This is a genomic window from Micromonospora sp. SL1-18 (assembly GCF_047921505.1).
Classification (GTDB): domain Bacteria; phylum Actinomycetota; class Actinomycetes; order Mycobacteriales; family Micromonosporaceae; genus Micromonospora.
This window is the reverse complement of record NZ_JBLROA010000027.1, coordinates 26,648-52,542: the sequence shown is the minus strand read 5'-3', so window position 1 is coordinate 52,542 and position 25,895 is coordinate 26,648. Positions and strand designations below refer to the sequence as shown.

The 25,895-nt window shown below is 73.3% G+C and carries 27 protein-coding genes; 13 read left to right on the top strand and 14 right to left on the bottom strand.

Features of this window, described 5'->3' with window-relative positions:
* Window position 1: 1 nt before the first annotated feature.
* Window positions 2-577: a TOPRIM nucleotidyl transferase/hydrolase domain-containing protein gene (locus ACNAW0_RS15345; protein ID WP_416288529.1), complete on the bottom strand. Its 576-nt coding sequence runs from the start codon at window positions 575-577 to the stop codon at window positions 2-4.
* 188 nt (window positions 578-765) lie between these two features.
* On the opposite strand from ACNAW0_RS15345, the gene ACNAW0_RS15340 reads away from it, so the two are divergent.
* On the top strand, window positions 766-1,692 hold the full coding sequence (locus tag ACNAW0_RS15340) for a diacylglycerol kinase (protein WP_416288528.1): 927 nt from the start codon (window positions 766-768) through the stop codon (window positions 1,690-1,692).
* 65 nt (window positions 1,693-1,757) lie between these two features.
* On the opposite strand, the gene ACNAW0_RS15335 is transcribed toward ACNAW0_RS15340, so the two are convergent.
* On the bottom strand, window positions 1,758-2,513 hold the full coding sequence (locus ACNAW0_RS15335) for an HAD family hydrolase (RefSeq protein ID WP_416288527.1): 756 nt from the start codon (window positions 2,511-2,513) through the stop codon (window positions 1,758-1,760).
* Window positions 2,514-2,600: 87 nt separating this feature from the next.
* Here ACNAW0_RS15335 and ACNAW0_RS15330 point away from each other — a divergent pair, with 87 nt between their 5' ends.
* A complete protein-coding gene (locus ACNAW0_RS15330; protein WP_416288526.1) occupies window positions 2,601-5,402 on the top strand; it encodes a DEAD/DEAH box helicase in 2,802 nt (933 codons plus the stop codon).
* Window positions 5,403-5,446: 44 nt separating this feature from the next.
* Here the strand turns inward: ACNAW0_RS15330 and ACNAW0_RS15325 are convergent, their stop codons facing one another.
* Entirely contained in the window at window positions 5,447-6,367 is a 921-nt protein-coding gene (locus tag ACNAW0_RS15325) for a 5'-3' exonuclease (RefSeq protein WP_416288525.1), read from the bottom strand.
* Between the two features lie 98 nt (window positions 6,368-6,465).
* On the opposite strand from ACNAW0_RS15325, the gene ACNAW0_RS15320 reads away from it, so the two are divergent.
* Entirely contained in the window at window positions 6,466-7,539 is a 1,074-nt protein-coding gene (locus ACNAW0_RS15320; RefSeq protein ID WP_416288524.1) for a DUF4037 domain-containing protein, read from the top strand.
* 10 nt (window positions 7,540-7,549) lie between these two features.
* On the opposite strand, the gene ACNAW0_RS15315 is transcribed toward ACNAW0_RS15320, so the two are convergent.
* Window positions 7,550-8,164, bottom strand: coding sequence for a TetR/AcrR family transcriptional regulator (locus ACNAW0_RS15315; protein WP_416288523.1), 615 nt, complete (start codon window positions 8,162-8,164; stop codon window positions 7,550-7,552).
* A gap of 76 nt (window positions 8,165-8,240) precedes the next feature.
* Between ACNAW0_RS15315 and ACNAW0_RS15310 the strand changes: the two genes are divergently transcribed.
* Window positions 8,241-9,374 carry an FAD-dependent monooxygenase gene (locus ACNAW0_RS15310; protein WP_416288522.1) on the top strand — a complete coding sequence of 378 codons (1,134 nt, stop codon included), beginning with the start codon at window positions 8,241-8,243 and terminating at the stop codon, window positions 9,372-9,374.
* 26 nt (window positions 9,375-9,400) lie between these two features.
* Here ACNAW0_RS15310 and ACNAW0_RS15305 read toward each other — a convergent pair whose 3' ends face one another.
* On the bottom strand, window positions 9,401-10,219 hold the full coding sequence (locus ACNAW0_RS15305; RefSeq protein ID WP_416288521.1) for an MBL fold metallo-hydrolase: 819 nt from the start codon (window positions 10,217-10,219) through the stop codon (window positions 9,401-9,403).
* 88 nt (window positions 10,220-10,307) lie between these two features.
* Here ACNAW0_RS15305 and ACNAW0_RS15300 point away from each other — a divergent pair, with 88 nt between their 5' ends.
* Window positions 10,308-10,691 carry a winged helix-turn-helix transcriptional regulator gene (locus ACNAW0_RS15300; protein WP_416288520.1) on the top strand — a complete coding sequence of 128 codons (384 nt, stop codon included), beginning with the start codon at window positions 10,308-10,310 and terminating at the stop codon, window positions 10,689-10,691.
* 5 nt (window positions 10,692-10,696) lie between these two features.
* Here the strand turns inward: ACNAW0_RS15300 and ACNAW0_RS15295 are convergent, their stop codons facing one another.
* The 3 genes from ACNAW0_RS15295 to ACNAW0_RS15285 all read right to left on the bottom strand — a co-directional run bounded on the left by ACNAW0_RS15295 (window position 10,697) and on the right by ACNAW0_RS15285 (window position 11,936).
* Complete coding sequence (locus tag ACNAW0_RS15295; protein ID WP_416288519.1) at window positions 10,697-11,116, bottom strand: hypothetical protein; 420 nt, start codon at window positions 11,114-11,116, stop codon at window positions 10,697-10,699.
* A 113-nt stretch (window positions 11,117-11,229) separates the two neighbouring features.
* Window positions 11,230-11,634 carry a hypothetical protein gene (locus ACNAW0_RS15290; protein ID WP_416288518.1) on the bottom strand — a complete coding sequence of 135 codons (405 nt, stop codon included), beginning with the start codon at window positions 11,632-11,634 and terminating at the stop codon, window positions 11,230-11,232.
* Complete coding sequence (locus tag ACNAW0_RS15285; RefSeq protein ID WP_416288517.1) at window positions 11,631-11,936, bottom strand: hypothetical protein; 306 nt, start codon at window positions 11,934-11,936, stop codon at window positions 11,631-11,633. The genes ACNAW0_RS15290 and ACNAW0_RS15285 overlap by 4 nt, the downstream gene beginning before the upstream one ends.
* Window positions 11,937-12,247: 311 nt before the next feature.
* Here ACNAW0_RS15285 and ACNAW0_RS15280 point away from each other — a divergent pair, with 311 nt between their 5' ends.
* Both ACNAW0_RS15280 and ACNAW0_RS15275 read left to right on the top strand, forming a co-directional pair.
* Complete coding sequence (locus ACNAW0_RS15280) at window positions 12,248-12,370, top strand: 50S ribosomal protein L36 (RefSeq protein WP_416288516.1); 123 nt, start codon at window positions 12,248-12,250, stop codon at window positions 12,368-12,370.
* Window positions 12,371-12,605: 235 nt separating this feature from the next.
* Window positions 12,606-15,203 carry a discoidin domain-containing protein gene (locus tag ACNAW0_RS15275; RefSeq protein WP_416288515.1) on the top strand — a complete coding sequence of 866 codons (2,598 nt, stop codon included), beginning with the start codon at window positions 12,606-12,608 and terminating at the stop codon, window positions 15,201-15,203.
* Between the two features lie 113 nt (window positions 15,204-15,316).
* Here ACNAW0_RS15275 and ACNAW0_RS15270 read toward each other — a convergent pair whose 3' ends face one another.
* Window positions 15,317-16,747, bottom strand: coding sequence for a cellulase family glycosylhydrolase (locus tag ACNAW0_RS15270; RefSeq protein WP_416288514.1), 1,431 nt, complete (start codon window positions 16,745-16,747; stop codon window positions 15,317-15,319).
* A 226-nt stretch (window positions 16,748-16,973) separates the two neighbouring features.
* Here ACNAW0_RS15270 and ACNAW0_RS15265 point away from each other — a divergent pair, with 226 nt between their 5' ends.
* Window positions 16,974-18,149 carry an FUSC family protein gene (locus tag ACNAW0_RS15265; RefSeq protein WP_416288513.1) on the top strand — a complete coding sequence of 392 codons (1,176 nt, stop codon included), beginning with the start codon at window positions 16,974-16,976 and terminating at the stop codon, window positions 18,147-18,149.
* Between the two features lie 5 nt (window positions 18,150-18,154).
* Here the strand turns inward: ACNAW0_RS15265 and ACNAW0_RS15260 are convergent, their stop codons facing one another.
* The 3 genes from ACNAW0_RS15260 to ACNAW0_RS15250 all read right to left on the bottom strand — a co-directional run bounded on the left by ACNAW0_RS15260 (window position 18,155) and on the right by ACNAW0_RS15250 (window position 20,473).
* Entirely contained in the window at window positions 18,155-18,850 is a 696-nt protein-coding gene (locus tag ACNAW0_RS15260) for an alpha/beta hydrolase (protein ID WP_416288512.1), read from the bottom strand.
* 70 nt (window positions 18,851-18,920) lie between these two features.
* A complete protein-coding gene (locus ACNAW0_RS15255) occupies window positions 18,921-19,253 on the bottom strand; it encodes a substrate-binding domain-containing protein (RefSeq protein WP_416288562.1) in 333 nt (110 codons plus the stop codon).
* Window positions 19,190-20,473, bottom strand: a complete 1,284-nt coding sequence (locus tag ACNAW0_RS15250) for an RNA-guided endonuclease InsQ/TnpB family protein (RefSeq protein ID WP_416288511.1) — start codon at window positions 20,471-20,473, stop codon at window positions 19,190-19,192. The genes ACNAW0_RS15255 and ACNAW0_RS15250 overlap by 64 nt, the downstream gene beginning before the upstream one ends.
* A 256-nt stretch (window positions 20,474-20,729) precedes the next feature.
* On the opposite strand from ACNAW0_RS15250, the gene ACNAW0_RS15245 reads away from it, so the two are divergent.
* A complete protein-coding gene (locus ACNAW0_RS15245) occupies window positions 20,730-21,944 on the top strand; it encodes an MFS transporter (RefSeq protein ID WP_416288510.1) in 1,215 nt (404 codons plus the stop codon).
* 96 nt (window positions 21,945-22,040) lie between these two features.
* Window positions 22,041-22,373: a hypothetical protein gene (locus ACNAW0_RS15240; protein ID WP_416288509.1), complete on the top strand. Its 333-nt coding sequence runs from the start codon at window positions 22,041-22,043 to the stop codon at window positions 22,371-22,373.
* A 55-nt stretch (window positions 22,374-22,428) separates the two neighbouring features.
* On the opposite strand, the gene crcB is transcribed toward ACNAW0_RS15240, so the two are convergent.
* Both crcB and ACNAW0_RS15230 read right to left on the bottom strand, forming a co-directional pair.
* Window positions 22,429-22,791 carry a fluoride efflux transporter CrcB gene (crcB, locus tag ACNAW0_RS15235; RefSeq protein ID WP_416288508.1) on the bottom strand — a complete coding sequence of 121 codons (363 nt, stop codon included), beginning with the start codon at window positions 22,789-22,791 and terminating at the stop codon, window positions 22,429-22,431.
* The gene (locus ACNAW0_RS15230) at window positions 22,788-23,267 is read right to left on the bottom strand and encodes a FluC/FEX family fluoride channel (protein ID WP_416288507.1); all 480 of its coding nucleotides are present in this window, start codon (window positions 23,265-23,267) and stop codon (window positions 22,788-22,790) included. The genes crcB and ACNAW0_RS15230 overlap by 4 nt, the downstream gene beginning before the upstream one ends.
* Before the next feature lie 145 nt (window positions 23,268-23,412).
* Here ACNAW0_RS15230 and paaK point away from each other — a divergent pair, with 145 nt between their 5' ends.
* The 3 genes from paaK (at window position 23,413) to ACNAW0_RS15215 (ending at window position 25,801) form a co-directional block, all read left to right on the top strand.
* Window positions 23,413-24,720: a phenylacetate--CoA ligase PaaK gene (gene paaK, locus ACNAW0_RS15225; protein ID WP_416288506.1), complete on the top strand. Its 1,308-nt coding sequence runs from the start codon at window positions 23,413-23,415 to the stop codon at window positions 24,718-24,720.
* A 37-nt stretch (window positions 24,721-24,757) separates the two neighbouring features.
* Window positions 24,758-25,150, top strand: coding sequence for a hydroxyphenylacetyl-CoA thioesterase PaaI (gene paaI / locus ACNAW0_RS15220; RefSeq protein ID WP_416288561.1), 393 nt, complete (start codon window positions 24,758-24,760; stop codon window positions 25,148-25,150).
* An 84-nt stretch (window positions 25,151-25,234) separates the two neighbouring features.
* Window positions 25,235-25,801, top strand: a complete 567-nt coding sequence (locus ACNAW0_RS15215) for a dienelactone hydrolase family protein (protein ID WP_416288505.1) — start codon at window positions 25,235-25,237, stop codon at window positions 25,799-25,801.
* The last annotated feature ends 94 nt before the right edge of the window (window positions 25,802-25,895 follow it).

Sequence of the window (25,895 nt, the reverse complement as noted above, 5' to 3'; positions counted from 1 at the left end):
GTCAGAGCAGCGCCAGCAGGCGCTCCAGCGGCGGCGGTGTCCGGGCGGGGTCGAGGGCGTCGGCGAGCAGGGCCGCGTAGTGGCTCTTGCGTCCGGAGCGGGTGCCGATGAAGCGGTGGAGCTGGCGGGCGACCGGACGCTCCCGCTGGGTGGGCTGCCCCTGGAAGAGCCGGAAGGAGCGCAGGTCCCCTACGGCCTCGACGAGCTGTTCGACTGCGCCGGTTCCGAGCGCCCGGATCAGCTCGTCCTCCAGGTCGGCCCGGCAGGCGTGGAAGCCCAGCTCCGCCAGCCCCGCCGGGGACCGGGCCGCGTCGAACCCGCCGTCGGTCAGGGCGCGCCGGACGTACCCCTCCTCGGCGGCGTCGTAGAGGCCGGCCAGCCGGCGGTCGCGGAACAGCTCGACGAAGTGCCGGACGTTCGTCACGCCGCCCATCGGCACCACCGCCACCCCGTTCAGCGGGCGGCCGTGCCGCCGCGCCACCGCCTCGATGGCGCGGCGGTCGCTGTCGCCCTCGACCAGCACCACCGTCCGGGCGTCCAGGCCGGCAGCGTCCGTCAGGGTGCGTCGCAGGTCCATCTCACGGCTCCCCGGGTCGGCGGCTGACATCGTCCCGTCACCCTGCCCCGCCGAGCGGGCGCCGGCAACCGGGTATCCGGCACCTCGCCTTCCTGGCTCTTGACCCGTCACCGCTCGCCGCCGCGTCGGCGCCGGTCCGCTCGTAGCCTCGGCGTCTCCCTGGTGGGTGGCGTCAGCCGTGCCGTACGGTGCTCGCCGTGACCGCGCACGATCCTGTTCCGGCCGGCCCCGTCGCCGTGCTCGCCAACCCAACTGCGGGCCGGGGACGGCACCGTGGCCTGCTGCCCCGGCTGCTGGACCGCCTGGCGCGGGCCGGCCGACCGGTCCGGCTGCTGGAGGCGCGTACCCCGGAGGAGGCCGAGGCGGCCTGCCACGCCGCGGTCGCCGACGGTTCTGGTGCCCTGGTCGCGGTGGGCGGGGACGGCACCATCCATCGGGCGTTGCAGGCCGTCGCCGGTACGGCGGTGCCGTTCGGCCCGGTCCCCGCCGGTACGGGCAACGACTTCGCGGCCGACACCGGTTTCCCCGCCGACCCCGTCGCGGCCGTCGAGGTGATCGTCGACGCGCTGCGGGAGGGCCGGACCCACCCCGTCGATCTGGCCCGGCTGACCACCGCCGACGGCGGCGACCGCTGGTACGGGGCGGTGCTGGCGGCCGGTTTCGACGCGATCGTCAACGAGCGGGCCAACCGGATGCGCTGGCCCCGTGGCCCGCGCCGCTACGACCTGGCCATCCTGGTCGAGCTTGCCCGGCTGCGGCCGCGCCGCTACTGGCTGCGCCTCGACGGCGAGGAACACGAGGTGGACGCCGTACTCGTCGCGGTTGGCAACTGCGCCAGCTACGGCGGAGGTATGCGGATCTGCCCCGACGCCGACCCCACTGACGGGCTGCTGGACGTGGTGGTGGGCGGGCGCTTCGACCGGCGCACCCTGATCCGGGTCAAGCCCCGCATCTATCAGGGCACCCACGTCGCGCACCCGCTGGTCCACGTCCACCGGGCTCGGACGGTGGAGCTGGACGCCGCCGGCATCACCACGTACGCCGACGGGGAACGCTCGGCCGACCTGCCGGTACGGATCACCGCGGTGCCGGCAGCGGTGCGGCTGCTGCGCTGACCAGGTCGCCGGTGCCGACCTCGGCGGGCGGCGCGGCGGCCGGCACGGGCGGCCACAGGAGGCGCTCAGGCCCGCAGGGCGAGGTCGAGCACCGCACCGAGCCCGTTGGAGCGGCCGGCGTCGGTGCAGGGCAGCACCAGCGCCGCGCAGCCGGCCTGCACGGCCCCCGCGTCGGCGGGCGTGTCGCCCACCATCAGCGCTCGCTCCGGGTCGACGCCGAGCATCCCGCACGCCCGCCAGAAGATCCCCGGGTCCGGCTTGCAGCGCCCCACCTCGTACGACAGGGCGTAGGCGTCGATCAGCCCGTCGAGCCCCCAGGCGGCGAGGAGCGGCCGGATGTCGAAGCCGATGTTGCTGACCACCGCCACCTTCACCCCGGCCCGGCGCAGTGTCTTGAGCACCGCTTCGGTGTCCGGGTAGGGCATCCAGCCCTCGGGGACGAGCACCCGTTCGTAGAGCGCGTCGGCGAACCCGTCGATGCCCGTGTCGACGGTCTCCGCCAGCCCCGTGTACGCGCCCCGGTGGGCGTGCGGGTAGAGATCACGGTCGGCCCACAGCTCGGCCAGCCGGGGCGGCACCCGGGCCGGCAGCGGCCCGCCTGCCCGGCCCGCGGTGAGCAGCCGGTCGGCCAGCGAGGTGGCTCGGACCCGGTCCAGTTCCACCCCGCACGCCGTCGCGGCGGCCAGCACCCACTCCCGGGGCTCCTCCACCTGGGCGAGGGTGCCGTGGAAATCGAAGAGCACCGCCTCCACGGGCCGGCGGGACGGGCTCGGGTGGGCGGCGCCGCTCGAGGCGTGGGACGGTTCGGCATGATCCGGCACGTCGTGCACCCTACCGACCCGCTCCGACCGGCTTGACGGATGGCCTTGGCCGGGTGGCCGTCGGACGGACCGATTAATCTTGGATACATGTCGAGCCCCGCCGAGCGGTACGCCGCGGCGCGCCGCCGGGCCGCGCAGGCCTCCGCCTTCCCGGCCCTGGACGAATTCGCCCGAGATCTGGGGTTCGACCTCGACGACTTCCAGCGCGAGGCGTGCGAGGCCCTGGAACGGGGCAGCGGCGTGCTGGTCTGTGCCCCGACCGGGGCCGGCAAGACCGTGGTCGGCGAGTTCGCCGTACACCTCGCCCTGCGCGGCCGGCCGGGGAAGCCGGAGGCCGCCGGCGGCGGCGAGGGACCGGACATCCGGCGCAAATGCTTCTACACCACACCGATCAAGGCGCTGTCGAACCAGAAGTACCACGACCTGGTGGACCGCTACGGCGCCGAGCAGGTCGGCCTGCTCACCGGCGACAACGCGATCAACGGCGACGCGCCCGTGGTGGTGATGACCACCGAGGTGCTGCGCAACATGCTCTACGCCGGCTCGGCCACCCTGGAGGGCCTGGCGTACGTGGTGATGGACGAGGTGCACTACCTGGCCGACCGGTTCCGCGGTGGGGTCTGGGAAGAGGTGATCATCCACCTGCCCGCCTCGGTCACCCTGGTCTCCCTGTCGGCCACCGTCTCCAACGCGGAGGAGTTCGCCGACTGGCTGGTCACCGTGCGGGGCGAGACCGCCGTGGTGGTCAGCGAGCATCGGCCGGTGCCGCTGTGGCAGCACATGCTGGTCGGCCGGCGGATGTTCGACCTGTTCCACGACGCCGACGCCGCCCGCAAGCACGACGTGCATCCGGAGCTGCTGCGCTACACCCGGGACACGATGCGCCGGCTCGAGCTGGGGGAGGGGCGCAGCGCCGGCCCCGGTTTCGGGCGGCGTGGCCCGCGCTGGCGCGGCCCGATGCGCCCCGACATCGTCGACCGGCTCGACCGGGAGGGGCTGCTCCCGGCGATCCTGTTCATTTTCAGCCGGGCCGGCTGTGACGCGGCCGTGCAGCAGTGCCTCGCCGCCGGGCTGCGGCTGACCTCCCCGGAGGAGCGCGCCGAGATCCGCCGGGTGGTGGAGTCCCGAATCACCGCCATCCCCGGTGAGGACCTGTCGGTGCTCGGCTACTGGGAGTGGCTCGACGGCCTGGAGCGCGGCCTCGCCGCTCACCATGCCGGCATGCTGCCCGCGTTCAAGGAGGTCGTCGAGGAGCTGTTCGTACGCGGCCTGGTGAGGGCGGTCTTCGCCACCGAGACGCTGGCGCTGGGCATCAACATGCCGGCCCGCTGCGTCGTGCTCGAACGCCTCGTCAAGTTCAACGGTGAGGCGCACGTCGACCTCACCCCCGGGGAATACACGCAGCTCACCGGCCGCGCGGGGCGCCGGGGCATCGACGTGGAGGGGCACGCGGTGGTGGTCTGGTCGCCGGAGACCGACCCGCGGCACGTCGCCGGCCTCGCGTCCACCCGCACCTATCCGCTGCGGTCCAGCTTCCGGCCGTCGTACAACATGGCGGTCAACCTGGTCGGCACGGTCGGCGCCGAGCCCGCCCGGGCTCTGCTGGAGTCCTCGTTCGCGCAGTTCCAGGCGGACCGGTCGGTGGTCGGCCTGGCCCGGCAGGTGCAGCGCAACACCGAGACCGTCGAGGCGTACGGCGCGGAGGCGGCCTGCCACCACGGCGACTTCGACGAGTACTTCGCCCTGCGGGTGGCCATCGCCGACCGGGAACGCGCCATCGCCCGGCAGGGGCAGACCCAGCGCAAGGCCGCCGCCGTCGCCTCGCTGGAGCGGCTGCGGGTCGGTGACGTGATCCGGGTGCCCGCCGGGCGGCGGGCCGGCCTCGCCGTGGTGCTCGACCCGGCGGCCGGCGGCTTCGGTGAGCCGCGCCCGCTGGTGCTCACCCAGGACCGGTGGGCCGGCCGGGTCAGCCCCGGCGACTTCACCACCCCGGCCGAGGTGCTCGCCCGGATTCGGGTGCCCAAGCACTTCAACCACCGGTCCCCGGCCGCCCGGCGGGACCTCGCCGCCGCAGTCAGCGGCACCGGGCTGGACCGGCACGGCGGCCGGCGCGGCGGACGGTCCCGGCAGGCCACCGGCGAGGACCACCGGCTCAGCCAGCTCCGCACTGAGCTGCGCCGGCACCCGTGCCACGCCTGCCCGGAGCGGGAGGAGCACGCCCGCTGGGCGGAGCGGCGCCGCCGTCTGGAACGCGACACCGAGGAGCTGCGCCAGCGGGTCGCCGGCCGGACGGGCTCCCTGGCCCGTACCTTCGACCGCATCGTGGCACTGCTGACCGCGCGGGGTTACCTCTCCCCGGAGGGCGAGGTCACCGACGCCGGGCGGATGCTCGGCCGGATCTGGACCGAGGCGGACCTGCTGGTCGCCGAGTGCCTGCGCCGCAAGGTCTGGGACGGGCTGTCGCCGGCCGAACTGGCCGCCGCCGTGTCCGTGGTGGTCTTCGAGGCCCGCCGGGACGTCGACGAACGGGCCTCCCTGCCACGCGGTCCGATCGCCGACGCGGTCGACGAGACGCTGAAGCTGTGGACCGACATCGAAACGGACGAGGCCAACCGGGGGCTCGCCGTCACCCGGGAACCGGACCTCGGATTCGCCTGGCCGATCTACCGCTGGGCGCGGGGCGAGGCGCTCGCCAAGGTGCTCGCCAGCGGCCACCAGATCGACGGCGAGATGCCGGCGGGCGACTTCGTCCGCTGGGCACGGCAGGTGGTCGACCTGCTCGGCCAGCTCGCCGACTCCGGCGGTGCGTCCACCGAGCTGCGGGCCACCGCCCGGCAGGCGATCGCCGCGGTCAACCGGGGCGTGCTGGCCTACCACGGCACCGCCTGAACCTCCATGCCCCGTCGCGGCGCCGCCTGGGTGTCGCCCTCGGCTCAGGACGTGGCGGCGAGGGCGTCGACCAGGCGCCGGCACGAACCGGCCAGGTTCCATCGCTGCGCCAGCTCCAGCAGCCGGTCCGGGTCCGCCGGCGCCGTCGGCAGCGCCGTGGCCAGCTCTGGCAGCGGTATGTCGGTGGCCACCCGGACCACCTTCGGCGCGACCGCCAGATAGTCCCGGGCCGCCTCCAGCTTGGTACGCAGCCCCGGGGCGAAGCCGGAGGCTTTGTCGTCGAGCGCGGCGAGGATGCCGGGCAGCCCGTCGTACCGGTCGATCAGCCGGGCGGCGGTCTTCTCGCCCACGCCGGGCACACCGGGCAGCCCGTCGCTCGGGTCGCCGCGCAGGGCGGCGAAGTCGGCGTACCGGTCGGCGGGGACGCCGTAACGGGCGCGGACGGCGGTGTCGTCGCAGTCCTCCAGCTTGGCCACGCCACGCCCGACGTAGAGCAGCCGCACCTGGCGGGCGTCGTCGACGAGCTGGAACAGGTCACGGTCGCCGGAGACCACCTCCGCCGGGCCGGGTTGGGTCACCGAGAGGGTGCCGAGCACGTCGTCGGCCTCGTAGCCGGCGGCGCCGACCGCGGTGATGCCGAACGCGTCGAGCACCTCCAGGATCATCGGCACCTGGGGGGACAGCGTGTCCGGCACCACCTCGCCGCCCTCCGGCGCGACCCGGTGCGCCTTGTACGACGGCAGCAGCTCCACCCGCCACGCCGGCCGCCAGTCGTGGTCGAGCGCGCAGACCATCCGATCGGGCCGGCGGGTGCGGATGAGCTGGGCGAGCATGTCGAGGAAACCGCGGACGGCGTTGACCGGCTGGCCGTCGTCCGTCTTCGCCACCGACTCGGGAATGCCGAAGTAGGCGCGGAAGTAGAGGCTGGGGGAGTCGATCAGCAGGATCGGGGGTCGCTGTGCCACGCCGACAGCCTGGCACAGCGGTGTGACGAGGTGGGGGACCGAGGGCGGTGGGCCGATAACCGCCGGGTGGCCCGGTGCGCGGCCGGCAGACTGACGGCATGGCTTTCGTACCCGGCCTGACGCTCTGCCGCCGCTTCCACGACGAGGTCCTCGCACCGCTGCTGGCCCGCCGCCTGCCCGGCCTCCGCTACGCCGCCGGGCTGCTCGACGGCGGCTCGGAGCTGCTGGGGCTGGACACCCCGCGCTCCACCGACCACGACTGGGGGCCGCGCGCACAACTCTTCGTCGCCGATGCCGCCGACGTCGCACCGGCACGGGCGGTCCTGAACGCGGAGCTGCCGGGGGAGTTTCTCGGCTGGCCGACCCGGTTCGCCGGTGGCCCGGACGTCCGGCTAGGCGTGGTGTGCGCCGACGGCGACCGGCACGGGGTGAGCGTCGACGAGCTGGGCGGATGGCTGCGCGGGCGGCTCGGCTGCGACCCGCGTGCCGGGATGGCGGCGGCGGACTGGCTGTCCGTACCCACCCAGCGGCTCGCCGAGCTGACCGGCGGGGCGGTCTTCCACGACGGGCTCGACGGGACGCTGACCGCCGCCCGTGCAAGGCTGGCCTGGTATCCCGACGACGTCTGGCGGTACGTGCTGGCGGCCGGCTGGCAACGGATCGGTCAGGCCGAACACCTGGCCGGCCGCTGTGCCGAGGTCGGTGACGAACTGGGCAGCCGGGTGGTGGCGGCCGGGCTGGCCCGGGACCTGATGCGCCTCGGGCTGCTGCTGCACCGGCGCTGGCCCCCGTACGCGAAATGGCTCGGCACGGTCTTCGCCGCGCTGCCGGCGGCGGACCCGGTGCGGGACGCCCTCTCCGCCGCCCTGGGGCCCGGCGCCTGGCCGGAACGGCAGGCCGGGTTGGCCCGGGCGCTGGAGACCGTCGCGACCTGGACCAACGACACCGGGCTGGCCGCTCCGGTCGACCCGACCGTCCGGCCGTTCCACGACCGGCCCTTCCTGGTCCTGGACGCGAACCGGTTCGTCGCCGCGCTTCGTGCCGCGGTCGAGGACCCGGCGCTGCGGGCCTGCCCGCCGGTCGGGGCCGTCGACCAGTACCTCGACAACGTCGACGTCCTCACCCACCCGGAGCGGGTACGCCAGGTCGCGGCGGCGGTGCTGCCGGCCTGATCGTCGAGCGTCAGCCGGCCGGGGCGGCGGCGGTCCAGCCGGTGAGGGCGATCTCGGTGGCCCGGCGCAGGGCGGCCTGGACGGTCGCCGGGTCGGCGGCCTGGTCCGGGTCGTCGAGGAGCACCTGGAGCGCGCCGGCCACCGCGCCGACGAACGCCCCGACCAGCGCCGCCGCCGTCACCGGGTCGAGCTGCTCCGGGTAAGCGGCGGCGAGGTGCCGGGCGATCTCCCGCTGGGCGTCGAGCTGGAGCTGCAGGGCGCGCCCGCGCACGACCGGCACGTCGCGGATCAGCCGTAGCCGCAGCGCGGCGAGTCGGCTGCCCAGCTCCTCGCTGTCGGTGGTCACGGTGCGCAGCGCCCGCAGCAGCACCTCGGCCGGCCCCTCGTTCGGCCCGCGGCCGGTGATCGCCTCGACGGCGGCCCGGATCCGGTCGTCGCTCTCGGGGAAGAGCAGCGCCTCCTTGCTCGGGAAGTATCGGAAGAAGGTCCGGGTGCCGACCTCGGCGGCCGCGGCGATGTCGGCGACGCTGGTGCGGTCGTAGCCGTGCCGTTCGAAGAGGTCGACGGCGGCGGCGATGAGCGCCTGCCGGGTCCGGGCCCGCTTTCGGTCACGTAGCGACGACATGCCGGCGATGATACGGCACTGATAGTCGGATGGCAGCCATTGCAAAATGGCACTGGATGCCAGTAACGTCGTTCCTATGCGGGCAGTGCTCATCTCCGGCGGCGGCATCGCGGGCAACACGCTCGCCTGGTGGCTTGCCCGGCACGGATTCCGGCCCACCGTCGTGGAGCTCGCCGCCGGTCAGCGGTCCAGCGGCGCCCCGGTCGACGTGCGCGGTCCCGCCCTCCCCGTGGTCGAGGCGATGGGCCTGCTGGAGCCCCTGCGCGCGGCCGCCACCTCGGTGACCGGCGCTCGGCTGGTGGACGCCGCCGGCGCGCCCATCGCCCGGCTCCCGATGGGCGGCCCCGCCGGCCGCACCGAGCTGGAGACCCCCCGCGCCGACCTGGCCGCGATCCTGCACCGGGCCGCCGCCGACGAGGTCGAGTTCCGGTACGACGACACGATCACCGGGTTGACCGAGGACGCGGGCGGCGTCGATGTCACCTTCGCCCGGGGCGAGCCCCGTCGCTTCGACCTGGTCGTCGGGGCCGACGGCCTGCACTCGATGGTGCGCCGCCTCACCTTCGGGCCGGACGCGCGGCACGTTCGCCATCTCGGCGTGTGGGTGGCCGGCCTACCGCTGGGCCGGCCCGCCGACGACCCGCACGACGTGCTGCTGTACAACACGCCGGGGCGGCTCACCTCGGTGCACCCGGCCCGGGGCAACGCCATGGCCGCGTTCATCTTCTGGGGCCGGATGGTCGACGGCTTCGACCACCGCGACCTCGCGCGGCACAAGCGGCTCGTCGTCGAGGCATGCCAGGGCGACCGGGGTTGGCGGGTGCCGGAGCTGCTCGACCGGGCGCGCGCCGCCGACGACCTGTACTTCGACAGCGTGAGCCGGGTGCACCTGCCCTGCTGGTCACGGGGGCGGATCGTGCTCGTGGGTGACGCCGCCTCCTGCGTCTCGCTCTTCGGCGAGGGCTCCAGCCTTGCCATCGCCGGCGCGCACACCCTCGCCGAGGCCCTGGCGGACGGCGAGCACGGCGCGGCGTTCCGCCGCTATGAGGCGGTGCACCGCCTCCGCACCGAGCCGAAGCGGCGGGCCGCCCGGTACGTGGCCGAGCTGCTCGTGCCCCGTACCCGGCTCGGCCTGGCGGCCCGCAACGCCACCGCCCGGGCGCTTGCCGGCGTCCGGCCGGCCGCCCCGGGTCCGCCCCCGGCCCGGTAGCGCCCGCGCTCCCCGCTCCCGTCTCCTCAGGCGGCCGATCCGACGCCGTCCACGGCGGACACCCGCTGGAACTCCCACGGGTCGTGGGCGGAGACGACCTCCACCTGGTCGGGCTGCTCCGCCAGCAGAGCCCGCAGCCGGGCCAGGTTGTCCAGCCGCAGTGGGCGGTCGGTTTCGACGGACGCCTGCAGCGCGTCGAACATCGGTGGGTTCGGGGGCAGGCCCGGCGCGATCTCGCCCCGGTAGTAGTACGCGTCGCCGGCGTGCACGAGCCACGCCGGTCCGGGCCCGGTGGGGCGCCGGACGGCCACGGCGAGGTGCCCTTCGGTGTGGCCGGCGAGCGGCACCAGCAGGATCTCCGGCGGCAGGCCGGCGAGTTGCTGGACGTTGTCGAAGCCGAACCAGCCCTCGCCGTCGGCCCCGGAGTACGTGATCCAGCGCGGATCGTGGGCCCAGTGCGCCTGGGGGTACCGGTCGCTGCCGGTGACCGTCGCCGCCCGATGCTCGGTTTTGTGCAGGTGCACCCGTGCGTGCGGGAAGTCGGCCAGACCACCGGTGTGGTCCCGGTGCAGGTGGGTCACCACGATGTGGCGGACGTCGGCCGGCGAGTGGCCGAGCCGCTCGATCTGGCGTACGGCCGCCTCCTCCGGATCGAGGACGGGCTGGGCCCAGGCGAGGAAGTCCTGCCCCAACCTCGCCTCGGGATCCCGGATGTCGAGCATGCCGAAGCCGGTCTCCACCAGCACCAGCCCGTGGGAGGCGGTCTCGATGAGTAGGCAGTGGCAGACCGCGGGCAGCGGTCGGAGCGCCCCGTTCGGGTCGGTGGCCGGGGCGATCTCCCGCATGGACCCGCAGTTGAGATGATGGATTCGCACGTTTCCCCCTGAGTTGGCGCGTCGGATGCGGTCGCGCCGAACGCTAGGAGGCGCTCTCGTGACTCACCAAACGGTTGGCCACACCGGGGCGGGACTGCTGGACCTGTGCTCCGGTCCGGATGTCCGCCCCGACCCGTCGTGCCCGGTGGAGGTCACCCTCGCTGCGCTGCGCGGTCGGTGGACCGCGTTGGTGATCGGCGAGATCGCCCGCGGTCCCCGAAGCTTCACCGCGCTCGCGCAGGCGCTACCCGCTCTGTCCGACAAAGTGTTGGCCGATCGGCTGGCCCAGCTGGCGGAGGCAGGGGTCGTCGTCCGTCGCCGTACCCCGTCCTGGCCGCCTCGCGTCACCTACACCCTCACCGACCGTGGGCGGGCACTGCTCCCGGTACTCCAGGCGATGTGGGACTGGGGAGCGGACCCGGCGGGTCCCCGGGGCAGGTAGCCGGCTCAACCGGCCGCTGCGGCCATCTCCCGTTCGGGCGGATCGTCGACCCGCAGGTCGGCGAGGTCGCGCAGCCCGCGCACGGGGGAGAGGATCAGCGCCAGCGGTGCCAGCACCGTTGCCGCCGCGAAGACGAAGAGGGTGGCACGCGCCCCGGCCAGTCCGGCGAGCGCCCCGGCGATCAGCCCGCCGACCGGGATCCCGCCCCAGGAGACAAAGCGGACCGTGGCCATCACCCGCGACAGCAGGTCGGGCGGGCTGGCGGTCTGCCGGTAGGTACGGGTGGTCACGCTGAGCACCACCGCGCCCCCGGCGAAGGCCACGTTGCCCGTCACCAGAGATCGGACGGTGCCCCAGCGTCTGGTGATCCACGGGGTCAGGGTCGCACCGACCAGTGATCCGGCCCCCTCGACCGCGAGCAGCACGCCCACCAGCGCGGCCGGGACGTGCAGCTCCCGGACCAGCGGTCGACTCGCCGCCGGCCTTGATGTTGTCCGGGCTGTCGGTCAGCGCCAGCCGCGCCCTGTCAGCGCCCCGATCACCCGGGCATGTGGATCACCGGCAGGCCATCGCCGTAACGGTGGCCCTCGCCGGTCAGGATCGACGCCCGATGCTCCAGCGCCGCCATCACTGTGGTGGCCAGGTCAGCGCGGCCGGTGACACCGCGCCAGTAGCCCAGCTCCTGCCAGTCCTCGCCCCAGGTGGGCAGCACCGTGCAGGCCTCCATGCCGAGCAGCACGTGCAGGTCGCCCCGATCCTTCGGGCCGGTCACCAGCTCCAGCACCTCGGCCGCGGTGACGGCGGTGATCCCGAACCGCTGGCGGTCGTTGATGACCTCGCCCACAGGCTCAGTGACGTGGATCGACCCGGCCAGGTATGCCAGCGCTGCTGAGCGGTCCAGCACCAGGGTGATCGACCGGTGCTCCTCGTCCTTCCGGGTCACGCGGCCGGTGCCTGCTGGTCGGCCTGCCCGTCCTCGACGTGCCGGCGGACCCGCTCGCGCAGGGCCTCGTAGCGCTCGGCCGGCCACTGGGACCGCAGGTCGTACCGGCGGGCCCGGGCCTCAGTCATGCCCTGCTCAGTGAGCGGGACGCCCCGGCGGGCCTGCTCGGCGCGGAACTGCTCCCACGCTCTGTGGCCGCGCACCGCCTCGGTCACGTAGGCGCTCGCCTGGCCCTTGGGCTGCTGCTCCAGGGTCTCGGCTACGTCCTCGGGGACGGAGACCGTCACTCGCCGCTTTGTCATACGGAACACGGTACTCCCGTCATACCCGACACGTACAGCAACACACACCGAGGGAGCCGCCACGGCTCGCCGGTAGCCCGTTTCCTCGCTGCGCAGCAGCGGCACGCCGTAGAACGGCGCTGCTGGTCGGCGACGCTCAGCAGTAGGCGCAGGCCAGGAGTAGCCAGTGTGCGCGGAATGCACGCACTGTCCGCCTTGGTGGCGCTCCTGCCTCTCGGCGGGCCGGCTGCGGGCACATGCCGCATGAGCCCGCCGTGGCCGGGTACGCGGAGCCGACAGCCGAGATCCAGCAGGAACGGGGGTGACCCGGGATGAAGGTCCGAAGCTCGCTACGCGGGCTGAAGCAGAAGATCAACTCGATCGTGGTACGCCGCCGGGGCAGGGTTTTCGTGATCAACAAGGCGAATCCTCGGCAGAAGGCCCGCCAGGGCTGACCGGACGGGGCCGGCCGGCGCGCCGGCTCCGGATCTGACTGTCCTCTCAGGATGGATGGAAGCTCAGTCGTTGTTTCTAGTCTTTTCATAAGAGGTGAAAAAAGGCGGGCGAGTGCGGCGAATCCATTGACAGATGCCACTATGGCGGGGAATCTCCACCCGACCGGGGCGGGTGTCCGCAGTACGGCGGACACCCGTTCGCATCCCGGCTCCCCACCCCGTCCTGGAGAGGCCCATGTCACCGGTCCCGCCGCACCTCAGCCCACCCCCACCCCCACCCCCGCGCCCGGCCCGGCGGCTGCTTGCCGCGCTGGCGTCGCTGCTCGTCGCGACCGCGCTGGTCGCCCCGCCGTCCGCGGCCCGCGCGGCCGACCCGCTGCTCTCGCAGGGCCGACCGACCACCGCGTCGTCGGTGGAGAACGCGGGAACCGCGGCGGCGAACGCCACCGACGGCAACACCGGCACCCGCTGGTCAAGCGCCTTCAGCGATCCACAATGGCTCCAGGTGGACCTCGGCGCCACCGCCACTGTCTCCCGGGTCACCCTGGTCTGGGAGGCCGCGTACGCGCGGGCGTACCAGATCCAGACCTCGACCGACGGCGCCACCTGGACCACCATCTGGTCCACCACGACGGGGACCGGCGGCACCATCGACCTCACCGTCAGCGGCACCGGCCGCTACGTGCGGATGTACGGCACCGCCCGGGCCACCGGGTACGGCTACTCGTTGTGGGAGTTCCAGGTCTACGGCAGCACCGGCGGGGGCACCGGCTGCGACACCGCGAACAACGCCGCACTGGGCCGGCCCGCGACCGCCTCCTCCACCCAGAGTGCCGGCTTCCCCGCCACCGCGGCGCTCGACGGCAACCTGGGCACCCGCTGGTCGAGCGCCGCCAGCGACCCGCAGTGGCTCCGGGTCGACCTGGGCAGCGTCCAAACGCTCTGCCGGGTCGTGCTGACCTGGGAGCCCGCGTACGCGCGGGCGTACCAGATCCAGACCTCGACCGACGGCACGAGCTGGACCACCGTCTACTCCACCACCACTGGCCCCGGTGGCACCGAGACCCTCACCCTGACCGGCAGCGGCCGCTACGTGCGCGTGTACGGCACCGTGCGGGCGACCGGCTACGGCTACTCGCTCTGGGAGTTCGCCGTGAACACCACTGGAGGAGGCGGCATTCCGGGCGGCGGGCCACTCGGACCCAACGTGATCACCTTCGACCCGTCGATGTCCAGCGCCACGATCCAGAGCCAGCTCGACACCGTCTTCCACGCCCAGGAGTCGAACCAGTTCGGCACCCAGCGGTACGCGCTGATGTTCAAGCCCGGGGACTACAGCGGGATCAACGCGCAGATCGGCTTCTACACCTCGATCATGGGGCTCGGCCGGAACCCGGACGACGTCCGCATCCACGGCGACGTCACCGTCGACGCGGGCTGGTTCAACGGCAACGCCACCCAGAACTTCTGGCGGTCGGCGTCCAACATGGAGGTTTTCCCGTCTGCCGGGTTCACCCGCTGGGCCGTCTCCCAGGCCGCCCCGTTCCGCCGGATGGACATCCAGGGCAACCTGAACCTGGCCCCCAACGGCTACGGCTGGGCCAGCGGCGGGTACATCGCCGACAGCCGGGTCACCGGCACCGTGCAGCCGTACTCGCAGCAGCAGTGGTTCACCCGGGACAGCAACGTCGGGGGCTACCAGAACGCGGTGTGGAACATGGTCCAGTCCGGCGTCGCGGGTGCTCCCGCCACCAGCTTCCCCAACCCGCCCTACACCACCCTCGCCCAGACCCCGGTCAGCCGGGACGTGCCGTACCTCTACCTCGACGCGTCCGGCAACTACCAGGTCTTCGTCCCGTCCACCCGGACGAACGCCTCCGGGGCCTCCTGGCTGGGCGGCGCCACCCCCGGCACCTCCGTCCCGCTGAGCCAGTTCTACGTGGCGCGGCCCAGCGACTCCACCGCCACCATCAACGCCGCCCTGGCGCAGGGGTTGAACCTGCTGTTCACTCCTGGGGTCTACCCGGTCACCCAGACCATCACCGTCAACCGGCCGGGCACCGTGGTCCTCGGCATCGGCTTCCCGACGCTGATCCCGCAGAACGGCGTCACCGCCATGTCGGTGGCCGACGTCGACGGGGTCCGGCTGGCCGGGATGCTCTTCGACGCCGGACCGGTCAACTCGCCGGTCCTGCTCCAGGTCGGGCCCACCGGCTCGACCGCGAGCCACGCCGCCAACCCCACCTCGATTCATGACGTCTTCTTCCGGATCGGCGGCGCCGGCGCGGGCAAGGCCACCACCAGCCTGGTGGTCAACCAGAACGACGCGCTGATCGACCACATCTGGGCCTGGCGGGCCGACCACGGCACCGGCGTGGGCTGGACCGTCAACACCGCCGACACCGGCCTGATCGTCAACGGGAACAACGTCACCGCGCTCGGCCTGTTCGTCGAGCACTACCAGAAGTACGAGGTGATCTGGAACGGCAACAACGGCCGGACCATCTTCTTCCAGAACGAGCTGCCGTACGACCCACCCAACGCCGGCGCCTGGATGAACGGCGGGATGGTCGGCTACGCCGCGTTCAAGGTGGCCAACACGGTCACCTCGTTCGAGGGATGGGGGATGGGCAGCTACTGCTACTTCAACGTCGATCCGACCATCGCCGCGTACCACGGCTTCGAGGCGCCGACCGCCGCCGGCGTCCGCTTCCACGACCTGCTCACCGTCTCGCTGGGTGGCAGTGGGTCGATCACGCACGTCATCAACGACACCGGTGCCACGGCGCAGGGCACGAACACCGTGCCGGTGTACCTGGTCAGCTATCCCTGACCGACCAGGGGCGGTGCGCTCGCCGCGCCGCCCCCGGCCACGGGGCCACCGCCCCGGCCCGCCAGGTCCGCGTCCGGCGGCGGTCCGCACCCGGGCCGCCGCCGGACGGGCGATCAGCTGGTGGGGAAGTTGTCCGGGGTACGGATGCGGTTGCGCATGAAGTTCCCCGACGCGGTCAGGTTCGCGGTGCCGGCGTACTGGCCGCCGGCGCAGGTGCCCGGCCGGAACGCGGCACTGCCCTCGTTGGCGTCGGAGTACGTCCAGTTCGCGTAGCTGATCTTCAGCCGGTCGAGCAGGTCGAGCCAGGCGGTGCTGCTGGCGCTGTCGACCGCCCCGTCGCCGGTGTAGGTCACCGTGCCGAACTCGGAGACGAACAGCGGGATACGGCTCGCGGCCCGCTGCACCTCGTTCCGGTAGTTGTCCTTGTGCGACGCGGCGTAGAAATGGAACGTGTACATGATGTTGCCGGCCCGGACCGGGTTGTTGACGATCTCGTCGGAGTTGCCGCCCTCGGAGACGCCCAGAGACGACCAGCCGCGGGTGCCGACGAGGACGACGGCGTCCGAATGGTTGGCCCGGATGACCGGGATGACCTGCTCGGCGTAGTTCTTGATGGTGGACCAGCTGACGCCGTTCGGCTCGTTGGTGATCTCGTAGATCACGTTCTTCTTGCCGGCGTTACGGGCCGAGACCGCGGCGAAGAAGGTCTTGGCCCGATCGAGGTTGTACATCGGGTCGCCGGGCGTCAGGGTGTGGAAGTCGATCAGCGCGTACATGCCCCGCGCCGTCGCCTTGTCCACCAGGTTGTTGACCTGGTTGGTGAAGCCGGTCGGATTGGTCTCGTAGCCCTGCTCCTGCACGTACATCGAGATCCGCAGCAGGTCGGCCTGCCAGTCGTTGGCCAGGGCGTCGAGGGAGGCGTCGTTGTAGCACTGGGCGAACCACTGCAACCCGTGGGTGCTCATGCCGCGCAACTGGATCGGCCGGCCGTACTGGTTGCAGAGGTTGACCCCGCAGACGCGCAGCTGGCCGTTGATCGCCACCGGTGTGGTGCCGGTCGGCGGCGGGGGCGTGGTCGGCGGCGGGCTGGTCGGCGGCGGGCTGGTCGGGGGAGTGGTGCTCCCCGTGCAGGTCGTGCCGTTGAGGGTGAACGTGGTCGGGTCCGGGTTGGCGGTGGTCCAGGAGCCGTTGAAGCCGATGGTGGCGCTCGCCCCGGTGGCCAGCGCGCCGTTGTAGTCGAGGCTCTGCGCGGTGACCGCGCTGCCGTTCTGCTGGAAGGTCGCCGACCAGCCCTGGGTGACGCGCTGACCGGAGTTGGGGAAGGTGAAGCCGAGGGTCCACCCGTTCACCGGGTTGCCCAGGTTCTGGATGGTGATGTTGGCGGTGAAACCGCCCGGCCAGGAGTTGGTGGTGTAGGTGACGGCACATCCGGTCGCGGCCATGGCGTCCGTGGACGGCAGGAGGGCCGCCGCGGCCAGGGCGAGCGCGCCCACGGCGCCCGCCGCGAGGAGAGGGCGCCGCGACGAGCGCGGAATCGATGTCATGCGGGATCGTCCCATCTGGTGGGTGGTGGTGAATCATGGCGGTGCCGTCACGAACTCGCCCGGACAGTTCGGCGCGGCAGCCTCGGGAGCGCTCCCATCGAGAGGGTAGATGGCCCTGCGTCGCCGTGCAACACATCGACTGCGATCGCACCGTGGGCGCAGGCACTGCGGTCAGGCTTGGCGGGGCGCACCATGGGTGGGTTCGACGCGGCGACGGGAGGCGAGGATGGCGTTGTGGGGCAGAAGGCGACTGCTCCGGCTCGGCGTGTCTGCCACGCGGCGACCGGGAGCTGTCGTCCGCGAGGCCGCCGGGCGGCTGCGGCGGCGCTGGCTGCCGGTGGCGGAGGCGACCCTCGCGGCCACCGTCGCGTGGATCCTCGCCGCCCGGCTGGTCGGCCACCCGCAGCCGTTCTTCGCGCCGGCCGCAGCGCTGATCGTGCTCGGCCAGGCCCGCGGCCAACGGATCCGCCGGGCGGTCGAGGTGGTCCTCGGCGTGGCCGCCGGCGTGCTCGTCGCCGACGTGGTGGTGCAGGCGCTCGGCCCGCGTACCACCTGGACGGTCTTCACCGTCATCCTGCTCACCGTGACCCTCGCGGTGGCGATCGGCGCCAGCTCGGTCACCGTCGTGCAGGCCGCCGTCTCCGCCCTCTATTTGGTGGTCGTCGCGCCGCCGACCGAGACGTTGGTCCCGTTCCGGTTCGTCGACGCGCTGATCGGCGGCGCGGTAGCGGTCGTGGCGAGCCAGCTCGTCGACGCCCGGCGGCCGCTCGCCCCGCTGGTCACCGAGTTCCGGCACACCTTCCAGGAGTTGGCCGGGGTGCTCGACGAGATCGCCGCGGCGCTGGACCGGGGCGACGACGCGGCGGCCCTGGCCGCGCTGGAGCGGGCCCGGCGCGCCGACGCCGGGGTGGAGCGGCTGCGCGACGCGGTGCAGGCCGCGGGCGAGGCACTCCGGCTCAACCTGCGCCGCCGCCAGCACCTCGGGCGGCTGCGCTCGGTGGAGGGCTCGATCCGCCAGATCGACTATGCGGTCCGCAACGTACGGGTGCTCGCGCGCGCCGCGGTGACCCTCACCCGGGGAATGGCGCCGGTGCCGCCCGACCTGGGCGCCGCCGTCCGGGCCCTGGCCGAGGCCGTCCGCTCGGCCGGGGACGCGCTCGCGGCCGACCTCAACGGGCAGGACCGGGTCGCCGACACCCACGCCGAGCGCGCGGACGTCGCCGCGCTGGACGCGGTCCGGTCGGCGGGTCAGCTGTTCACCCCGGGCCAAACCCTGCCGCTCGCGATGATCATCGGGCAGATCCGGGCCACCGCCATCGACCTGCTGCGCGGGGTCGGCGTGGACGACGACGCGTCGGTGCTGAGCCGGGTCGACGCGGCGGTCGCCGGGCCGGCGCACTGACCCGCTCAGCCGGCCAGCCAGTCCACCGCCCGCCGGCGGATCTCCGCCGGCACCTCGTGGCCACCGGCGAACTCGGCGTACTCGACCGGGTACCCGAGGGCGTGCAGGCGCGGGACCAGCCGCCGGCTGCACACGTCCACCGGCAGCACCCGGTCGTCGGCGCCGTGCGAGACGAAGACGCGCGGCCGGCCGTGGGTGACCAGCGGCGCGGCGAAGCCGGGGGAGAAGGCCACCACCGCGTCGACCAGGTCGCCGTTGGTCAGGCCCAGGGAGAGGGCGTACGAAGCACCGTCGGAGAAGCCGCCGAGCGTCACCCCGGCCACGGGGTATTCCGCGAGCGCCGCGCCCAGCAGCGCGTCGATCCGGCGTACGTCCGGGCCGAACCCCTCGGCGATCAGGTCCCAGGTACTCGCGGTGGCGGGTGCCGCGAGCAGCAGCAGCCGCCCCGCGTCAGCGAGCGGCAGCAGCAGGTCCAACCCCTGCCGGGCCGTGCCGCCGGCACCGTGCAGCAGCAGCACCAGCCGGTAGGGCTCGGTACCGTCGGCGGGGACGTACTGCAGCGCCGGCGGCCCGCCCTCGGGGTCGGGGAGGGACGTGAGCCCGGTCGGACCGGGCGCGGCGACAGCGACGTGGTCGGCGCTCAACCGGCCGTGCCGGTGCCCCTCCTCGGGTTGCCGGTGCGGCGGCGCGGGCTCGGTCACCTCTGCTTCCCTTCGCCGTCGGTCGGGTCGGCCGGCGCATACCCGGCCCCCGGTCGCCCAACCGCTCCGGTCAGGCGCTCTCCCGGGCGACCAGGGCGGAGGGGGTCGCGGTGACCGGCGGCACCCGCCGCCCCCGCAGCACGGCGGTGGCCGCGGCCGTGGCGATCCGGCCGACCGGGTGGGTGGCGGTGGTCAGCGTCGGGCTGCTGACAGCGGCGTACGGGATGTCGTCGAAGCCGGCGACCGCCACGTCGTGCGGCACCCGGAACCCGCCTCCCCGCAGGGCTGCGATCGCGCCGAGCGCGGTGGCGTCGCTCGCCGCTTGACATCCTCTCCTGCTTAGCGGCGGGAGATTCCCGTTTCCAGCGCTGTGCGTTGCCGGCGCTGGGTGGGTGGTCGACAGGACGCCTTGCGGCTCCTGTCCCGGACTGCCCGCCCGGTGAGTGGAGACGGCGCCTCGGCGGCGTCCCTGACGTTGATCGCCGCGTTCACGTCAGCGTTCGCCTGGTATCCGCAGGACCCGCACCGGAACATCGCTTGGCTTTCGCGGTTGTTCCGATCCGTGTTCCCGCAGCGGCTGCAACGCTGAGAGGTGAACGCGGCTGGCACCTTCACGATCCGGGTGCCGGTGGTCCGTGCACGATTAGCCAAGGCCGCCTCGAACAGACCCCAGCCCTTGTCGAGGACCGCCCGGTTCAGCCCGGCCTTCGCGGCCACGCTGATGCCAGGCTCAGCGATGGTGCCCCTCGCGGTAGCGGTCATCGCCTTGACGCCGAGACGTTCCAGCTTGATCGTCGCGTGCTGGCCGCAGAGCCGGTTCGCCGCCCACATCACGAAGTCGCGGCGCCGATTACGGGCCTTCGCCTCGGTTCGGGCGATCTCCGCACGGATCTTACGGGCCCGGTTCGAGGTTGTCGCGCCTCGTTTGCGGCGGGCTGTCTCCTGCCGGCCGGCCTTCGACTTCAGCCTGGCCAACTCCCGCTCCTGACCGGGGCTGACGAACGTGCGGTTCCACATGCGCCCATCGGACATCGCCACGGCGACCTTGACGCCCCGGTCGACACCCACGACCATCCCCGGCCGGGCGTGCACCTCGGGCGTCTTGACGCCGGCGTGGACGCCGAACCCGACGTGCCAGGCAACACCGTCGAAGGACACCACCGCGTTACGGACCACGCCGCCCAACGGACGAGACCAACGGAACTTGACATCGCCGATCTTCGGCAGGTTGACCACGCCCCACCGCCGGTTGACCCGCCGCACCGCAATCGCCTGACCAGGGAACGGGACTGACAACCGCGCCGACTTGCGCTTGCGTGTCGGTGGCCCGGCGGGATGCCGCGGATCCCACCAGTTGCGGTACGCCTGATCCAACTGACGCAACACCTGCTGACCGGACTGCGCCGGCAGGTCCGCCACCCAGTCGAAATCCTTACGCGCCTCCGTCAAGAAGGCGCACTGCGCGGTCACCCCGAGGGTGATCTTGCGCTGCTGCCACGCGAACTGACGCTGCTCCAGAGCGGTGTTGTACAGCCACCGGCAGGTATGCCCCCACGAGATCAGACGCTCAGCCTGCCCCTGGCTGGGGTACAGCCGGTATCGTCGGCCGACGTCCACTTTCACACCCCTCATCCTATCCTTGGTTGCATGATCGCCGAATACCGCTTCGTGCCGTAGGCATTGGGCTTTCCTGCTTCACGCCCATTTGGTTTTCATCACGAAGTACCGGGCAAGGGTCTTCACCGACGAACACCTGCATTACGTGGAGGGGGTCGCGGTACGGCGTGGCGGCGGTTGTGGTGGGAGCGCTCTCCGGTGTGCGATGGTCGTCGGGCCGGCCGGGGATCGCCGGGCCGCTCGGGCAGAGGGAGACAACGCATTGAGCAGCATCGTCGACGCGGTCGCCGACCGGCACGACGTGCCGCGGCCGGTCCTGGCCGCGCGTAACGGGGTCGCGGTCGTGTTCGCCCTCAACGGGCTCGCGCTGGGGACGTGGTTCTCCCGGGTGCCCGCGGTGCGGGAGGCGCTCGGGCTCAGCGCCGGGCAGCTCGGCCTGCTGCTGTTGGCCATGTCGGCCGGCGCGGTGCTGGCGATGCCCGTCGCCGGGCTGGTCACCCAACGGCTCGGCCCGGCGCGCACGGTGGCGGCGTCGGTCCTGCTCGTCGCGTTCGGCACGGTCGTCGCCGGCCTCTCCGCCGGCCTGATCGGCTCGGTGGTCGGGGTCGCGCTGGGCCTGGTCGCCTTCGGTTACGGCTCCGGCACCTGCGACGTGGCGATGAACGTCGAGGGCGCGGCGGTGGAGAAGCGCCTCGGCCGGACGATCCTGCCCCGATTCCACGCGGCGTGGAGCCTGGGCTCGGTGGCCGGGGCCGGGATCGGCGCCGGGGCGGCCCGGCTGGACGTACCGGTCGGGGTGCACCTGTCGGCGCTCGCGGCCGTGGTCCTGGTCGGCACGCTGCTCGGCACCCGCGCGTTCCTGCCCGCCCCCGCCGAGCCGGACGGCCCGGCGGACCCGGCGGCCCGGCGCCGGGCGCTGCTGGCCACCTGGCGGGAGCCACGCACCCTGCTCATCGGCCTGCTGGTGCTGGTGATGGCGTTCACCGAGGGCAGCGCCAACGACTGGCTGGCGGTGGCCTTCGTCGACGGGTACGGCGTCAGCGAGGCGGTCGGTGCGACCGTGTTCGGCGTCTTCGTGGTCGGTATGACCCTCGGTAGGACCGCCGGCACGCTCGCCATCGACCGCTGGGGGCGGGTGCCGGTGCTGTTCGGCACCATCGGGCTGGCCGCCGCCGGCGCCGCTCTGGCCGTGCTGGGCGGCTCGGGGCCGCTCGCCGTCGTCGGCGTGGTGCTGTGGGGGGTCGGGGCGTCGCTCGGCTTCCCGGTCGGAATGAGCGCCGCCGCCGACGACGAGGACCGGGCTCCGGCCCGGGTCAGCGTGGTCGCCGTGATCGGCTACACCGCCTTCCTCGGCGGCCCGCCGCTGCTCGGCTTCCTCGGCGACCATCTGGGCACCCTGCACGCCCTGGGTGTCGTGCCGCTGCTGCTGCTGCCCACCCTCGCCCTGGTTCCGGTGCTGCGTCCGCCGGCCCGCTGACCGGGGCCGGTCCGGTCAGCGGACTCCCACCGCGCTCGCAGCCGGCTGCCAGGTACGGGTGCTGCACTGGGACGCACCCGACGAGAGGAGGCCGGCATGGGCTGGTTCAGCCGACGGGCCGCCGACCCGACCACTCCGACCAAGCTCGACCGCGAGGCGACCCGGGAGGACCTGGCCGCGCTGGAGGCGTTCGTGACCAGCCGCCGCGGCGTGGAGTTCTACCTGGAACCGGAGACCACGGCCACCGACACCACCGTGGTCGCCATCGCCGATGACGGTGAGTGGATCCGCCGTCGCACCGGCTCGCCCCGGGCCGCGGCCAAGATCGCTCGTCGGCACGGGGTGCCGCTGTACGAGGCGGCGCGTATTGGTTACCCGGAACGGATGCGGGCCTGGAACCGGGCCCACCCGGAGCGCCGCGCCCGCTGATCACCCGGTTCCGGCTCGGCCGGCCGTGCGGATCCTGCCGGAGGTGTCCCCTTGGTCAGCCGGCCACCGTGCGGGCTAACGCGTAGCCGAGGGACGCTGCGGCGAGACCGGCGACCACGCTGAACAGCGCGTTCGCCAGCGCGTGGTGACGGGCGCCGGCCCGGGCCAGCCGCAGCGTCTCGTAGCTGAGCGTGGACCAGGTGGTCAGTGCGCCGCAGAAGCCGGTGCCGATCAGCGCGGTCAGCGCCGGGTTCGCCGGCACCGCGGCCACCGCGCCGAGCAGCAGCGACCCGGCCACGTTGACGGTCAGCGTGCCCCAGGGGAAGGCGGACTCGTGGCGGGCCTGCACCGCCCGGTCGGTGAGGTAGCGCAGCGGGGCGCCCAGCGCGGCCCCGATCGCGATCAGCAGGACGATCACCGGGCGGCCCCACCGGCCCGGGCCAGTAGCCGGCTGGCGATCGCGTCCCCGGTCCAGACCGCCAGCAGCGCCCCGACCAGGGTCGCCGCCAGGTACGCCAGCGCCGTGCCCGGCGCTCCGGCGGCCCCCGCCCGCTGCGTGTCCACGACGTACGTGGAGAAGGTGGTGAAACCGCCGAGCACGCCGACGCCGAGGAACGGCCGGACCAGCGGGCCGGCCGGGCGGGCGGTCAGCACCGCCATCAACACGCCGATCAGCAGGGAGCCGACGACGTTGATGCCGAAGGTGGCCCACGGGAACCCGGTGGGCGGGTGCGGGAACGCCGCCTGCAGGCCGGCACGGGCCAGTGCGCCGAGCACACCGCCGCCGGCGATCACGCCGAGCACCGTAGCCGGGTGGACGGTCAACTCCACCCGGTCGGCGGCTACGTGCAGGTCGACATCGGGGTCGATGGGGAACTCGGGTGGTCGTGTCACGGTGCGCCGAGGATAACCTCCGCCGGCCACCCGCGGGACCCGGCCACCTGCTGGCCTGAGTTGGCAGGGACGAGGAGTACGGGCGTACGGTGTGCGGCATCGTCCGACGCGAGGCGACGTTGGGACCGTTGCGCAGGAGGCAACCGTGCAGGACCGCACCCCTCGTCCCGATGAGCTGGAACCCGTCGAGCGGGCGTCTGTGGACGAACTGCGGGCGCTGCAGCTGGACCGGCTGCGCTGGTCGCTGCGGCACGCGTACGACAACGTGCCGCACTACCGTCGGGCCTTCGAGGCGGCCGGGGTTCACCCGGACGAGCTGCGTGAGCTGTCCGACCTGGCCCGCTTCCCGTTCACCAGCAAGGCCGAGCTGCGGGAGAACTACCCGTTCGGGATGTTCGCCGTGCCCCGGGAGCGGATCGCCCGGCTGCACGCCTCCTCCGGCACCACCGGCCGACCCACCGTGGTCGGCTACACCCGGGCCGACGTGGCCACCTGGGCGCAGCTGATGGCCCGCTCCATCCGGGCCTCCGGCGGCCGGCCGGGCGACCGCGTGCACGTGGCGTACGGCTACGGACTCTTCACCGGCGGCCTCGGCGCGCACTACGGCGCCGAGGAACTGGGCTGCACGGTCATCCCGGTCTCCGGGGGCATGACCGAGCGGCAGGTGATGCTGATCCGCGACTTTGAGCCGGACATCATCATGGTCACGCCCAGCTACATGCTGGCCATCGTCGACGAGATGGAACGCCAGGGCGTCGACCCCCGGTCCACCTCGCTCAAGGTCGGCATCTTCGGCGCCGAGCCGTGGACCGAGGACATGCGCCGCGAGATGGAGCAGCGCCTGGACATGCACGCGGTGGACATCTACGGGCTGTCCGAGGTGATGGGGCCGGGGGTGGCCGTCGAGTGCGTGGAGACCAAGGACGGCCTGCACCTGTGGGAGGACCACTTTTATCCGGAGATCATCGACCCGGTCACCGGCGAGGTGCTGCCCGACGGTGAGCAGGGGGAGTTGGTGCTCACCTCGCTCACCAAGGAGGCCATGCCGGTGGTCCGCTACCGCACCCGCGACCTGACCCGGTTGCTGCCCGGCAGCGCCCGGACGATGCGGCGGATCGAGAAGATCACCGGCCGGACCGACGACATGATGATCATCCGTGGGGTGAACGTCTTCCCGACGCAGATCGAGGAGCTGATCCTGCGTACGCCCGCGCTGTCGCCGCACTTCCAGTGCGTGCTGGACCGGCAGGGCCGGATGGATACCCTCACCGTCAGGGTCGAGCGGCGGATCGGGGTGGCCGCCGACGAGGCGGAACGGGCCGGGGTGGCCCTGGTGCAGCAGGTCAAGAACACCATCGGGGTGAGCGTGGCGGTGGAGGTCATCGAGCCCGACGGGGTGGAACGGTCGATGGGCAAGATGCGCCGGATCGTCGACCAGCGGCGGGGGCAGTGAGGTGGCAGAGCACGACAGCCGCACCGCGGCCAACGACATGTTCGACGCCGACGTGGCCTCCAAGGGGCTCGGCATCGAGCTGGTCTCGGCTGCTGACGGCGCGGCGGTGGCCCGAATGCGGGTCACTCCGGCCATGCTCAACGGGCACGCCATCGGCCACGGCGGCTTTGTCTTCCTGCTCGCCGACACCGCGTTCGCGCTGGCCTGCAACAGTCACGGCCCGGCCACCGTGGCCGCCGGTGGCGAGATCAGCTTCCTGCGTCCGGTGCGCGAGGGCGACCTGCTGGAGGCCCGGGCCACCGAGCGGGTCCGCTACGGCCGCAGCGGCATCTACGACGTCACGGTCTGGCGGGGCGACGAGGTGGTCGCCGAGTTCCGCGGCCGCAGCCGCACGCTGTCCCGGGACGCGAGGGGCGGCGCGGCCGGCTGAGCCCCCGGCTGTTCCGGTCGGCCAGCTGGTGGTTCCCTCGGCGCGGCTGCCCCTTGTGTCGGTGTGCGGGGGCAGGATGAGCCGATGGCACACATCCTGTTGTTGCACTCCGTCTACGGGCTGCGCCCCGCCGTGCTGGCCGCCGCCGACCGGCTGCGCGCCGCCGGGCACGAAGTCACCACCCCCGACCTGTACGGGCTGCCCGCCTCGGACACCGTCGAGGAGGGCTTCGCGCTGCTCGACAAGGTCGGCCGGGACATCGTGCTGGAGCGGGCCCGCGCGGCGGCGCGTGAGCTTCCCGCCGAGACGGTGCTGGCCGGCTTCTCGATGGGCGCCGGGGTGGCCGGAGCGCTGCTCGCCGAACGGCCGCAGGCGGCGGCGCTGCTCCTGCTGCACGGCACCGGCGGCGCCCCGGAGTCGGTGCGCCCGGGTCTGCCGGTGCAGCTGCACCTCGCCGATCCCGACGAGTACGAGCCGTCGGACGAGCTGGACGAGTGGCGGCGGGCGATGACCGCGGCCGGCGCGGCGCTGACCGTGTACCGGTACCCGGGCCCCGGGCACCTTTACACCGACCCCGAGCTGACCGATCACGACGCGCTGGCGGCCGCCCTGACCTGGGACCGCACCCTGGCGTTCCTCGCCGACTGCTGAGCCGTCGGCGCCGGTCACCGCGGCGGGCCCGGCCCGCAGCCGCCCGGGACGACGCCGGGGTGGAGCAGCCCCGTGCCCCCTCCACCCCGACGCC